This window comes from uncultured Negativicoccus sp., from assembly GCF_902480485.1.
In the GTDB taxonomy this organism is placed as follows: domain Bacteria; phylum Bacillota; class Negativicutes; order Veillonellales; family Negativicoccaceae; genus Negativicoccus; species Negativicoccus succinicivorans.
The window spans coordinates 1-12,556 of record NZ_CABSTC010000038.1 but is presented as its reverse complement, the minus strand read 5'-3'; the positions used below and the strand labels follow the sequence as shown (position 1 = coordinate 12,556).

The 12,556-nt window shown below is 46.3% G+C and carries 13 protein-coding genes; all 13 read right to left on the bottom strand.

The genetic code is table 11. The features are described 5' to 3' along the window. The coding region (locus RDN69_RS04340) for a permease-like cell division protein FtsX (RefSeq protein ID WP_288218285.1) at positions 1–398 on the bottom strand (398 nt) is incomplete at its 3' end. Beyond that, complete coding sequence (gene ftsE, locus RDN69_RS04335; RefSeq protein WP_024048857.1) at positions 388–1,068, bottom strand: cell division ATP-binding protein FtsE; 681 nt, start codon at positions 1,066–1,068, stop codon at positions 388–390. The genes ftsE and RDN69_RS04340, both read right to left, overlap by 11 nt. Continuing rightward, complete coding sequence (locus RDN69_RS04330; protein WP_024048856.1) at positions 1,068–2,009, bottom strand: transketolase family protein; 942 nt, start codon at positions 2,007–2,009, stop codon at positions 1,068–1,070. Before RDN69_RS04330 ends, ftsE begins: the two co-directional genes overlap by 1 nt. Then, the gene (locus tag RDN69_RS04325) at positions 2,009–2,842 is read right to left on the bottom strand and encodes a transketolase (RefSeq protein WP_024048855.1); all 834 of its coding nucleotides are present in this window, start codon (positions 2,840–2,842) and stop codon (positions 2,009–2,011) included. Before RDN69_RS04325 ends, RDN69_RS04330 begins: the two co-directional genes overlap by 1 nt. Then, complete coding sequence (gene csaB / locus RDN69_RS04320) at positions 2,823–3,941, bottom strand: polysaccharide pyruvyl transferase CsaB (protein WP_024048854.1); 1,119 nt, start codon at positions 3,939–3,941, stop codon at positions 2,823–2,825. Before csaB ends, RDN69_RS04325 begins: the two co-directional genes overlap by 20 nt. Next, entirely contained in the window at positions 3,928–5,958 is a 2,031-nt protein-coding gene (locus tag RDN69_RS04315; protein WP_024048853.1) for a DUF5693 family protein, read from the bottom strand. The genes csaB and RDN69_RS04315 overlap by 14 nt, the downstream gene beginning before the upstream one ends. Positions 5,959–5,967: 9 nt before the next feature. Continuing rightward, positions 5,968–6,654: a DUF2993 domain-containing protein gene (locus RDN69_RS04310; protein ID WP_024048852.1), complete on the bottom strand. Its 687-nt coding sequence runs from the start codon at positions 6,652–6,654 to the stop codon at positions 5,968–5,970. Continuing rightward, positions 6,651–7,767, bottom strand: a protein-coding gene (prfB, locus tag RDN69_RS04305; RefSeq protein ID WP_337955168.1) for a peptide chain release factor 2 whose coding sequence is annotated in 2 segments (ribosomal slippage) — positions 6,651–7,697 and positions 7,699–7,767 — 1,116 coding nt in all. Because the reading frame shifts where the segments join, the coding sequence is not laid out codon by codon here. The genes RDN69_RS04310 and prfB overlap by 4 nt, the downstream gene beginning before the upstream one ends. Positions 7,768–7,782: 15 nt before the next feature. After that, positions 7,783–10,233 carry a preprotein translocase subunit SecA gene (gene secA / locus RDN69_RS04300; protein WP_374042377.1) on the bottom strand — a complete coding sequence of 817 codons (2,451 nt, stop codon included), beginning with the start codon at positions 10,231–10,233 and terminating at the stop codon, positions 7,783–7,785. 118 nt (positions 10,234–10,351) lie between these two features. After that, positions 10,352–10,894 (bottom strand): ribosome hibernation-promoting factor, HPF/YfiA family, encoded by a 543-nt coding sequence (gene hpf, locus RDN69_RS04295; RefSeq protein ID WP_036467283.1) that lies wholly within the window; start codon positions 10,892–10,894, stop codon positions 10,352–10,354. A gap of 131 nt (positions 10,895–11,025) precedes the next feature. Next, complete coding sequence (locus RDN69_RS04290) at positions 11,026–11,223, bottom strand: cold shock domain-containing protein (RefSeq protein ID WP_024048848.1); 198 nt, start codon at positions 11,221–11,223, stop codon at positions 11,026–11,028. 118 nt (positions 11,224–11,341) lie between these two features. Next, entirely contained in the window at positions 11,342–12,061 is a 720-nt protein-coding gene (locus RDN69_RS04285) for an amino acid ABC transporter ATP-binding protein (protein ID WP_024048847.1), read from the bottom strand. Then, positions 12,048–12,556: amino acid ABC transporter permease (locus tag RDN69_RS04280; RefSeq protein ID WP_288218284.1), on the bottom strand; the 509-nt coding region annotated here is incomplete at its 5' end. The genes RDN69_RS04285 and RDN69_RS04280, both read right to left, overlap by 14 nt.

Here is a 12,556-nt window from a genome sequence, read left to right as displayed (position 1 = left end):
TCCGGTGTTTCGTAAACGACCGTAAAGGAAGATGGCAACGGATTGCCGTTTAACGAATCCAACAGGTAGCTTTGATCACCCAAGCGATCTTTAAATTCCGCGAGTGCCTGATCCTTATTTACAAAAGCTACGGACTTGGTCTGAGGAACACTTTTAATTTTCTGTTCCACTGCATGAATCTGCTCTGACGTCAATCCGTCTTTTAAATACACACTTAGCTCAACCTGATTTTCCAGGTAAGAAGCAGCGTGATTTAAATTCCAGACCGTAGTCATGAACATACCTAAGATAAACAGAGACAAGGTCACTGTCAAAATCGAAGCGATTGTCATCCAGCCGTTACGAAAGAACGAACGAAATGCTTCTTTGAGGAAGTACAAAAAGGTTCTAAATTTCATCGTAAGCCCCTTTCTGTACATCACGCACAATCTCTCCGTCTTCAATCGTCAGAACACGTTTATGCATACGATTAACGAGTTCTTTGGCATGCGTCACCATAATAATCGTGGTGCCGAGATGATTGATGTGGTTAAACAACTGCATAATGGTTTGTGCTGTGACCGGATCCAAGTTTCCTGTCGGTTCGTCAGCGATTAATACCACCGGGCGATTAACCAGTGCGCGGGCAATCGCTACACGTTGCTGTTCCCCCCCCGACAAATTGGCGGGTAATTGATTGGCTTTAGCTGTCAGATTGACAAGTTCCAACGCATTATGTACTTTCTGCTTGATTTCGGTGCGCGAAACTTCCATGACTTCTAAAGCAAAAGCGACATTTTCAAATGCCGTTTTGTTCGGCAAAAGGCGGAAGTCCTGAAAAACAATCCCAAGCTTACGACGCAGATACGGGATCTTGCTTTTTTTCAAACGGTTGACTTCAATTCCGTCGACGAAAACTTTGCCTTCATCCGGCACTGTTTCATGGGAAAGTAACTTAATAAAAGTAGATTTTCCCGCCCCACTCGGTCCGACGAGAAAGACAAACTCACCTTTTTCAATATGTAAATTTAAATTTCGCAACGCGATGTTATTACCATATCGTTTGGTAACTTTTTCAAAGCGGATCATTATACCCTACTCTTTCGGCTGATAACACGTTTCGCGGCTAGTACAATATGTGCTGCCGTTAAACCGTACTTCTCCAACAACGCATCCGGTGTTCCGGATTCCCCGAAAGTATCTTTAGTACCTACCATTTCCATGGGCGCCGGCGTAGATTGTACCAACACTTCGGCAATCGCCGCCCCTAAACCACCAATGATATTGTGTTCTTCGCAGGAAACAATCGCACCGGTCATCTTGACCGCTTCCTGAATGGCCGTCGCGTCAATCGGCTTAATGCTGCTCACATTGACCACTCTTGCCGAAATGCCTTCCGCATCAAGAATTTCCGCTGCTTCTAATGCCGGTGCCACCATAACGCCGCACGCCATAAGCGTTACATCGGCGCCATCACGCAATAATGTCGCTTTGCCCGGTGTAAACGTACAGCCTTTGGGCATAACGTCCTCCACTTTGGCACGCCCCATACGAATATAAACCGGACCTTCATAGTCAGCGGCCCAGCGAATAATAGCCTTCGTTTCGGCGGCATCCGCGGGAACGGTTACTGTCATATTCGGCAATGTACGCATCAATGAAATGTCTTCAAGCATCTGGTGCGTCGCTCCGTCTTCACCGACAGTCAGACCGGAATGCGTCACCGCAATTTTAACGTTGAGCTTAGGATAGCAAATAGAATTTCGGATTTGTTCGTAGGCACGGCCGGCGCCGAATACAGCAAACGTCGAAGCAAAAGGAATTTTGCCCGTTGTCGCAAAACCCGCGGCAACTCCCATCATATTTTGCTCAGCAATACCGCAGTTAAAATGCCGTTCAGGAAAGACTTTTTTAAATTCTGCTGTTTTGGTGGATGAAGATAAATCAGCATCCAAAACAACAATCTTTGGATTCTCGGCCCCCAATTCTTTCAGGATTTCGCCGTATGCATCGCGCGTTGCTTTGGCCATTATTCATCCTCCAATTCTTTTATATACAAGTTGTATTCTTCGAGCGATGGAGCTTTGCCGTGCCAACCTGCCTGATTCTCCATTTCACGAATTCCTTTGCCTTTTACGGTTTTCATAATAATAGCAGTCGGCATAGTTTTTGTTTCTCGCGCTTCGGTAATTGCTTCGTGCAGCGCATTGATATCATGACCGTCCACTTCAACAGTATGCCAATTAAAGGCGCGGAATTTATCCGGTAATGGTAACGGCGACATAACATCGGTAATTTTACCGTCAATTTGCAGTCCGTTAAAGTCGATAAATGCCGTCAAGGTATCCAGTTTATAATGGCCCGCAAACATTGCGGCTTCCCAGACTTGCCCTTCCTGCGATTCACCGTCACCTACAATAACGAACGTATGATACAAGTCATTTTCAAGCTTTGCATTCAAGGCCATACCGCATGCTGCACTGAAGCCCTGTCCAAGAGAGCCTGTCGTCATTTCTACCCCCGGCGTATGCTTCATGTCCGGATGGCCTTGCAGCATGGCATCAATTTTGCGCAAATGCCAAAGCTCTTCTTTGGCAAAAAAACCTCTTCCGGCCAAGGCAGCATACAAGCCGGGCGCAGCATGACCCTTGGAAAGAACCAAGCGATCACGATTCGGACGATGCGAATCCATGGGATCGATATTCATTTCCACGTTATAAAGCAATGCCAGCAAATCGGTAATCGACAGTGATCCGCCGGGATGCCCACTTTTCGCGTCTGTCACCATTTTTAAAATATCACGACGCATTTGCCGGGCAAAGGTTGTGACCTCTTTAAATTGTTTATCTGTGAGTGCTGTCATTATGCTTCTCCCTTCCCAATAACCGGAGTGCGTAATCTGCTGTTGCTTCCGAGCGGGAACGCAAGATCGCTACTTGTTTGCGCTCCGTATCGGAAATACCTTGCTGTAAACGTTTCAAAGTGAGTTCTGCCAATGCATCGACATCCACAGTATCAATGGTTGCGATGGCTTTTTCACCGACGCTTTCCAAAAAACGATCTACTTTCGGGTCATACGAAATGCCCACCGAAGGAACTCCCATTAAAGCGGCAAAAATCAGCGCATGTAGACGAATACCTATGAGCACATCCAGGGCGCCGATAATTCCCATGAGTTCTGCTGTGGTATACGCTTCGTCCAAAACTACAGCCGGTTTCTTCATGGCACTTGCAATATCTTCAGCCGCAACTTTATCTTCCGGATACTGCATCGGTACAAAAATAATTTGGCCGTCTGTCCGGTGCTGTAATTCATCGCAGGCTTGTGCAAGTTTCTGCTTATACTGACCGTTTCCACGCCATTCACGCACCGACACGCCGATTTTCGGTGCAATGCCGGAAATACCGTACCGTCGCATTAACATGCGGCCGATATCAGGATCCCCCGGATGCATCGCCAACACAGCGTCCGCTGTCACGGTAATCGGTGGGGTTGTAACACCCAGTTCAGTCAAAAGTTCTTGCGATCCTTTATCTCGAACGGTAATCGCTTGCGTGCGATTTAAGACATCTCGTACCGTATTGCGCGCCGCCGGTCGGAACAACGGGCCGATGCCCTGCGCATATAAGAATACCGGTTTTTTACACCAAAGTGCCAGACGGATAATGCCCAAATAATAATACAAGCTACGTTTACTCGTTACGTCCTGCAACAAACTGCCGCCGCCGCTGATCAATAAATCACAACGACTTACTTCACGTAAAATTCGGGGCATTGCCAGGCGTGAAATGGCCTGCACGCCATGGGTTTCACGTGTGCGTGCAGGATTGCCGGATATGACGGTTACCACTGCGTTTGGTTCACGTTCATACAATGCGCCCAAAATAGCCGTCAGCATCGCTTCGTCGCCGGCATTTCCAAATCCGTAATAACCGGATATAAGGATTCTAGGCCTCTTCATTCGCCCGACTCCTGTATCCGTTCAATGCACTTAACACATAAGTTCCTAGAATCACAATAACCCCTACTAAGATACCAATCAATACACCATTCACACCCCGTAACGTACTCATCCATAACGGGGAGCGCATATGTGCAAACGTTTCTACTATCGAAGCTTGGCCAATACCCGCAGCGATGACCAATAAGAAGTGCAACCACTGCGGCCAACGTTTCACCGAAGCAAGAGGTACAAGCAAAAAGGCCGGATGTCCGATCAAGAATTCTTTTGACCGTGGACGCACCGCAAGCGTTGATTCCAAGAAACGTCGTAATGAAATTTCCAACTGCGATACCGGTACTCCTTCTTCATGACCGCTGCGGCCGATGAAAATCAGTCCTGCAATGCCGATAAATCCGGCCAACATCAGGGTTCCTACGCGTACCGGCAGGTGTAAAAACCGAGCAGCAAAATCCGGAAAATCTTGCCAATTCTCGTACGCGTGAGTGCGAAACGTCGGGAAAATGCGTAAATATAAAATAACTACACATATAACCGGCAATAAAAATGCCGCTTTAACGCCGCGGAAAATTTCCATTTCCATAAAGAAAGGCGTCGCTGCCAGAATCGCACTTAAAAGCCAGCCGCCAAGAAGAGAAAACAGACTGACAAGCGCCAATTGTACGATCGCTTTCCCGAATAAGCTCCAACGCGATTCCATTTCGTGCCAATCGACTTGCTGCCAATAGCGGAAAACACCATGCATAGCTACCGTTGGCGTAGTCACCGCAATCAACAAGCCTGCTACCTGACGGGCAAGAATTTGCCAGTGGGTGAAAAGCAAAGTTCCTAAACCGATAAACGTAAGCAGTGCCAGCCCATAACCGATTTTTCGGCGCGCTCCCGTCAATGCACAAAACGCCGCTCCGGTTAATGCTCCCACACCCAATAATACGAGCAACTGTAAAGCGCGACTTTCATGAAAATGAGGCATGATGCTTGCTTTACCGAGTGTGTAACCGTGCGCCTGTAGTTTTTCAGCCGTTAAAGCGATGTAGCTCGCGTCCGACTCCAAAAGAGTCTTGCCGGGAATCGGTCGTTTATACGTAGAAAACAAATTCAATCGGATATTGCGTTCCGTATCGCTGATGAAATGGCGCTGCGAAGCCTCCTCCGCGCTCAATTTCACCAGTTCATCGCGAAACATACTATAAGCGCGCACACCATAATAGTCCAGGTGTTTCACCATATCTACGGCGCCCAGCTGCTTTTCAAATTGCAACTGTGTCGGCGATTCCAGCAACGCCACCGGTATGTCGCGTGCCTTTAATCCTTCGCCGATATAATCCATCTGGTCCGGGTATCCGAATGCTTCCTGGCCGACAAAAATAATAGCGCGCACAGGTTCATTTGCATCCAAGCGTGTCAGAAAATGATCCGCCTTCGCCTTAGTCATAGCAGTATAATTTTTGGGGCGTACAACCACGCCGAAACCGCGGTTCTGAATGTCTTTTATTTCAGCAGACGAAATACCAAGATTCATTTGATTGAGAGCATTTTCGTCAATGTCCTTAACCGCCAGCATGAATTTTCCGTCCGGGGATGTAACTTTTGTCACGGCGCCTTGTGGCAGTCGCAAAATCAAATCTTCGCTTGCCTCCTGCAAACGTTCATTTGCACCCGGTTTCCCGGTAGCCGTCATGACAATGGCCTCCGGAGTCAGGCCTAAGCGCGCTTTATCCTCTGTTGAAAGTTGGGATACTATCTTTACATAACCGGTATCGACAAGTTTTTCAACGGTAGCGTCATAAACGGCAAAAGACGTGACGCCTGCCTTGCGGAACAGGGCGAGCGCCTCGTCTACAGTTTTACCTTCGCTTGCCGCAAGTTGCGTGACATGCCCGTAATCATAAACCATCTCTACACTGTGATTGGCGTCTTCGACAACCATTCGTTGCCAATTGATGGCACCTGCAGCTATGAATGCAATTCCCAACAATGCTATAAAAATCGCATACTTTTTCAAATAATCAAACATCGGCACATCCTAACGAACCAACGCCGTCATAACGACGCTGTGATTACTGAGTTCTACTTTATTTGCCGTAACCGGCCATGGGAAATCACGGAAATCATACACCTTAATCGGTTTCATGAAATTAGTCGTAACACCGGCAAAGCCCATATTGTTAAATTTCAAATCAGTCGGTCGAATTTGCAGGACATTGTCATATAAAAGCGGCTCGCCTGAAACCAAGACCGTACCGGATAATAATCCGGCCAAGTCGACATCGCCGGTAACGTTGATTTGACGATCATCGATTTCTACTTGTAAATTATCAATATTATCGACGCGCCCCTGCAGGTAGGTTTGCAAATCCGCTGCGGTCAATGTCGCCCCCAACGTACCGCCGCCGATAGATTCAGGCTCAAAACGATGCTCGGTAACTAATTTAAGCATATTGAATTTGACATGGTTTAAATCAATTGTCAAGTGATCATACGTCAATGGATCTAACGTTACCCGCGAGCCGTCGGCACGAATATGGCTCACCGTTCCCGCAAGAAGCAGCAGCGGATTTTGTAAATCCATTTTGACTTCAATTTTTTCCGACGGCACTTTTTCCGCCAGATAGCCTTCCAGGCCGCTTTCTACCATTTTCGGTAATGCGAACCAGCCTATCCCAAAAACGATTAGAAGCAGAATGATGATAAGCAGGAGAAATTTTTTCATGGTTTCGCCTCAGATTTCTTCATTTTCTGTTTTAAATAGCCTTCGATAAACGGATCTAAATCACCATCCATAACCGCTTGCACATTACCGGTTTCTACACCGGTACGATGATCTTTTACCATCGTATACGGATGGAATACATAGGAACGAATCTGGCTACCCCATTCAATAGCTTCATGCGAACCGCCAATGTCTTTACGCAACTGCTCGCGTTTTTCCAATTCCAATTCAAACAATTTCGCCCGCAAGAAGCGCATGGCCTGCTCACGGTTTTGCATCTGGGAACGTTCATTTTGACATTGCACCACAATACCGGTAGGTAAGTGCGTCATTCGCACGGCAGAGCTCGTTTTGTTGACGTGCTGACCGCCTGCGCCACTGGCGCGAAAATAATCCACACGAACTTCGTCCATATTGATATCGACGACTACATCATCAGCAATTTCCGGCATGACATCGACCGCGGAAAACGAGGTATGTCGCCGTGCCGCTGCGTCAAACGGTGAAATGCGCACCAAGCGATGTACGCCTTTTTCCGCACGCAACATACCGTATGCATTTTTGCCCTCAAAAGTGACAGTCGCACTTTTTACACCGGCATCATCGCCGGGCAAAATATCGGCCAGATCCACTTTGAAGTGATGCTGCTCACCCCAACGAGTGAACATACGTAACAACATTTGTGTCCAATCCTGCGCTTCGGTACCGCCGGCTCCCGCATGCAGTGTCAAAATCGCGTTATTGCCGTCATATTCGCCCGACAACATCAGCTCGATCTCTTTGGCCTCGACGATAGCGGAAAGCTCCTCCAATTCGCTTTGAATTTCCTCTTCCAGCGAAGTATCCTCTTCCGCAAGCGCCAGCTGCCAAAGTTGTTCCACTTCTTTAATGCGTTCCGAAAGCGATTCATACGTTTCGATCGTGTCTTTCAAATCGGTGGCTTCTTTGGAAACTTTTTTCGCATTGTCGGCATCATTCCAGAAGTTCGGATCACTCATTTTGATATCGTAATTGACCAGTTTTTCCTTTAGTATAGGCAGGTCAAAGTGAATCCCTGATTTCTATGATTCTCTCTCTCAAACTTTCCAACGGCTGTTTTAAATCTTCCAGCATGTGGTCATCACATCCTTATTTTTGTAATTTCTTTTCCACCGGTTCAATCGGTGCCGGTTCATCGCCGAGGTGCGATGTCGCGTGTTCCAGATGATCTTCGGTTTCCACAGGTTGCATAAACGTAATCTGAATATGGTACAGATACATGACAACCGTTTCCTGAATCGACTGCATCATTTCCTGGAACATTTCGTAAGCTTCGAACTTGTATTCGACCAACGGATTCTTTTGTCCGTAGGAACGCAAGCCGATCCCTTCTTTGAGCATATCCATAGCGTCCAAGTGATCCATCCATTTGGCATCGACCACTTTGAGCAGAATCGCTTTTTCCAGCTCCCTCATGTTTTCCGAACCGATTTGTTTTTCGCGCTCTTCGTACATACGATGCGCGGTATCCAAAAGTAAATCCAGAATATCCTGACGGCTTAAATCTTCAATCTGCGCCAGCGTAATTTGTCCCGGTGCGAGGTAATAGCTTTCCAAGTGTTTGAGCAGTCCCGGAAAATCCCATTCTTCCGGATATAATTTTTCATCCGCGAAGCGGTTCATTGCATCCAAAATGATTCGATCGGTCATAGACAGGATCTGATCTTTCAAATCTTCACCCATCAAAATTCGGCGGCGTTGATCATACAGTACTTCACGCTGCTGGTTCATGACATCATCGTATTCAAGGATGTATTTGCGGATATTAAAGTTGCGATTTTCCACTTTCTTCTGTGCTTTTTCAATGGATTTCGTAACCAGACTGCTCTGAATTTCTTCGTTTTCTTCCATTCCCAGTTTATCCATGATTTTGGAAATACTGTCGGAGCCGAAGATACGCATCAGGTCATCTTCCAGTGAAAGGAAAAATTGCGTAGAGCCCGGATCTCCTTGACGACCGGAACGACCGCGCAACTGATTATCGATACGACGACTTTCGTGACGTTCCGTACCGATAATATGCAAACCGCCTAATTCCGGTACGCCTTCACCCAAAACAATATCGGTACCGCGTCCGGCCATGTTGGTGGCAATCGTGACCTGCCCTTTTTGACCGGCTTGTGCAACAATTTCCGCTTCCTGTTCATGGAATTTGGCATTCAAAACGTTGTGCGGAATTCCCAGTTTTTTGAGCATACGGCTGAGTTCTTCCGACTGCGCAATAGATGTTGTGCCGACCAATAGAGGCTGTCCGTTCGCGTAGCGTTTCTGAATTTCGTTAATAACCGCACGATATTTGGCCGTTTTGGTTTTATAAATCACATCCGCCATATCAACACGCTGAATTTGCTTATTCGGCGGGATGACAAATACTTCCAAACCGTAGATTTTAATGAATTCCTGCTCTTCCGTTTTCGCGGTACCGGTCATACCGGCGAGTTTGTCATACATACGGAAGTAGTTTTGGAAAGTAATCGCGGCCAGCGTCTGGCTTTCGCGTTCAACTTTTAGTCCTTCTTTCGCCTCAATCGCCTGGTGCAAACCGTCCGAATAGCGGCGACCGAACATCAAGCGACCGGTAAATTCATCGACAATAACGACTTCGCCGTCTTTGACCACGTAGTCTTTATCGCGAACCATCATCGCATGGGCGCGCAAGGCCTGGACGAGCAAATGATTATATTCAAGGTTTTCCGAATCGTAGAGGTTCTCTACATTCAGCATTTTTTCAACTTTGGCGATACCCTGCTCGGTCGGAGCAATCGTTTTTGCTTTTTCATCGATCGTGTAGTCTTCATCTTTGATCAGCTTCGGTACCACCTTCGCCATCGTGTAGTAGTGATCCGTAGAGCGTTCGCCGGGGCCGGAAATAATAAGCGGCGTACGCGCTTCATCGATCAAAATACTGTCCACTTCGTCGACGATACAATAATGCAACGGACGTTGCACCATTTGTTCGGCATGAATGACCATGTTATCACGGAGATAATCAAATCCGAACTCATTATTAGTTCCATAGGTAATATCGGCTGCGTATGCTTGTTTGCGTTGCGCAAAGTCCAGATCATGAACAATTAAACCGACAGAAAGCCCCAGTGCATGGTAAAGTTTACCCATCCACTCACTGTCGCGCTTGGCCAGGTAATCATTGACGGTAATAACATGCACGCCTTTACCGGTAAGCGCATTCAGGTATACCGGCAATGTCGCAACCAGCGTCTTACCTTCGCCCGTTTTCATTTCGGCGATATTACCGCTGTGAAGGACCATGCCGCCTAAAAGCTGCACGTCAAAATGGCGCATGCCTAATACGCGGCGCGAGGTCTCGCGCACAACGGCAAACGCTTCCGGCAAAATATCATCCAATGTTTCGCCGTCATTTAGACGACGCTTGAACTCATCGGTTTTGGCCGTCAAAGACGCATCGCTCAATTGTTTGATGCTGTCCTCCATGGCATTGATCTCGGCCACTGTACTGCGCATTTTATTCAGTTGGCTATTTTGTGAGCCGCCAAACAATTTTTCTAAAAAGCTAAACACCAATTCCCACTCCCTTTGATCATTTTCCCTCTATCTCGGGACATATCTAATTTATTGTATCAGATGGCAATTTTGTAGTCAAAAAAAGAGGGGTTATAACCCCTCTTTTTTGTGTTTTTTATTCTTTTGTTTCAATAATTCCGTATTTTCCGTCATCACGTTTATAAATAACGGAAATCAGATCGGTTTCCTCATTTTTAAAGACAAAGAAATCGTGATCCAAAAGGCTCATTTGCAGAATCGCTTCTTCCGTCGACATCGGTTTCATGTCAAAACTTTTATGGCGAACCACTTCGAACGATTCGCTTTCCGCTTCATTGCCCGCCGGAGTATGGGGCGTGAGAAATTTATCATTCAAGACCTGACGACCTTTGAACCGTTTAGCCAAACGTGTTTTATATTTATGAATTTGGCGTTCCAATTTGTCAAAAACGACATCAATAGACTTGTACATATCTGCCGATTTTTCTACGGCACGAATGAAAATGCCATCCACCTGCATTGTCGCTTCGGCTTTTTGCGTGTTTTTGGTGACCGACAAAAGAACATGCAAAACAATCTCTTTGTCGAAGTAGCGTTGAATCTTATCCGTATGTTTTTCAACGTACTGCTGCAAAGCAGGTGTTACATCCATACTTTTACCGCGAACTGATAGTTTCATATGATTTCCTCCCTGCATAGCTTTTTTCTTGCCTAATAATATATTCGCCATCGACAAGCATTATCCTTTTTATAACGAAAAACACATCCCGAAGGATGTGTTTATTGATGTTTATATTTGAAAAGAAAATCTTAACGTTTATAAACGTTCGCAGCTTGCGGTCCACGCGGTCCGTCGACAATGTCGAATTCTACTTCTTGACCTTCGCTGAGGCTTTTGTAACCATCTTCCTGAATTGCAGAGAAGTGTACAAATACGTCGCCACCATCTTCACGTTCGATGAAGCCGTAGCCTTTTTCAGCGCTGAACCATTTTACTTTACCTTGCATGCCAATTCCTCCTGACACAAAACAACTACCGCACATGCGGTTACTTTTAGTATACTAGCATAATACAATACAAATTGTCAATTTATTTTTAATGATGATGTTGTATGTTCGTCTGTTTCTATAAAATTTTAGACAAAAAGGACTGCGTACGTTTTTCCCGAGGTGCGGTAAAAATCTGTTCCGGCGTTCCCTCTTCAATCAGCATACCGTCATCCATAAAGATTACGCGGTCACCCACCTCGCGAGCAAAGCCCATTTCATGAGTGACAACAACCATCGTCATGCCCTCGAAAGCAAGTTTTTTCATGACATCCAATACTTCACGCACCATTTCGGGATCTAACGCGGAAGTCGGTTCATCAAACAAAAGTGCTTTCGGCGTCATCGCCAATGCACGTGCGATCGCGACACGTTGTTGCTGACCGCCGGACAATTGTTCCGGATAAGCGCCTTCTTTATCGGCAAGACCGACTTTTTGCAGTAACTTGCGTGCATTTTCAACCGCTTCGTCGCGGCTTACTTTGCGCACCTGCATCGGCGCCAAAATAATATTTTCCAGCACCGTTTTATGCGGAAACAAATTAAACCGTTGAAAAACCATTCCGACTTCTTTACGGACATCATTTAAGTTCGCCTTATTGGAAAGATCTAAGCCATCCACAACGATGGACCCGGATGTCGGTGTTTCCAAATAATTGATGCAACGCAGAACGGTACTCTTACCCGATCCGGAGGGCCCTATAATAACGACGACTTCTTTTTCCGCAACGGAGAAAGTGACGTCCTTTAGCACCTTCAACGAGCCGAAATCTTTATATAAATGGTTAACGCTTATCATGAATCGTATTTCTCCTCTCCAAGAAAGCCACCAACTGTGTAATGGAGACCGTCATGATTAAATAAATAATCGCAACCGTGGTCCAAATTTCAAAGGACCCGTATGTTTTAGCAATAATTAACTGACCGCGACGAGTCAACTCTTCAAAACCGATGACCGATACCAACGAGGTGTCTTTAAGCATCGCAATAAATTCATTTCCTAACGGCGGCAAAATTTTACCAAACGCCTGCGGTAAAATAATCAGGCGCATGCTTTGCCACCATGTAAGTCCCAGCGACCTGGCCGCCTCCATTTGACCGGCGTCAATCCCCTGGATACCCGCGCGGAAAATTTCCGAAACATACGCACCACTGTTGATGCTGCATGCAATAACAGCGGCGGTAAAAGGATTAATCTGCTGGTGAATTAAAAGCGGCAGTGCAAAATAAATCAAAAAGATTTGCACCAGAAGCGGCGTACCGCGAATGGCATCGGCATAAATAATCGCTAAAT

Bases quoted from the DNA above. Each gene is read 5' to 3' on its own strand.
- ftsE (WP_024048857.1), bottom strand. From the start codon at position 1,068: ATGATCCGCTTTGAAAAAGTTACCAAACGATATGGTAATAACATCGCG.
- RDN69_RS04330 (WP_024048856.1), bottom strand. From the start codon at position 2,009: ATGGCCAAAGCAACGCGCGATGCATACGGCGAAATCCTGAAAGAATTG.
- RDN69_RS04325 (WP_024048855.1), bottom strand. From the start codon at position 2,842: ATGACAGCACTCACAGATAAACAATTTAAAGAGGTCACAACCTTTGCC.
- csaB (WP_024048854.1), bottom strand. From the start codon at position 3,941: ATGAAGAGGCCTAGAATCCTTATATCCGGTTATTACGGATTTGGAAAT.
- RDN69_RS04315 (WP_024048853.1), bottom strand. From the start codon at position 5,958: ATGTTTGATTATTTGAAAAAGTATGCGATTTTTATAGCATTGTTGGGA.
- RDN69_RS04310 (WP_024048852.1), bottom strand. From the start codon at position 6,654: ATGAAAAAATTTCTCCTGCTTATCATCATTCTGCTTCTAATCGTTTTT.
- hpf (WP_036467283.1), bottom strand. From the start codon at position 10,894: ATGAAACTATCAGTTCGCGGTAAAAGTATGGATGTAACACCTGCTTTG.
- RDN69_RS04290 (WP_024048848.1), bottom strand. From the start codon at position 11,223: ATGCAAGGTAAAGTAAAATGGTTCAGCGCTGAAAAAGGCTACGGCTTC.
- RDN69_RS04285 (WP_024048847.1), bottom strand. From the start codon at position 12,061: ATGATAAGCGTTAACCATTTATATAAAGATTTCGGCTCGTTGAAGGTG.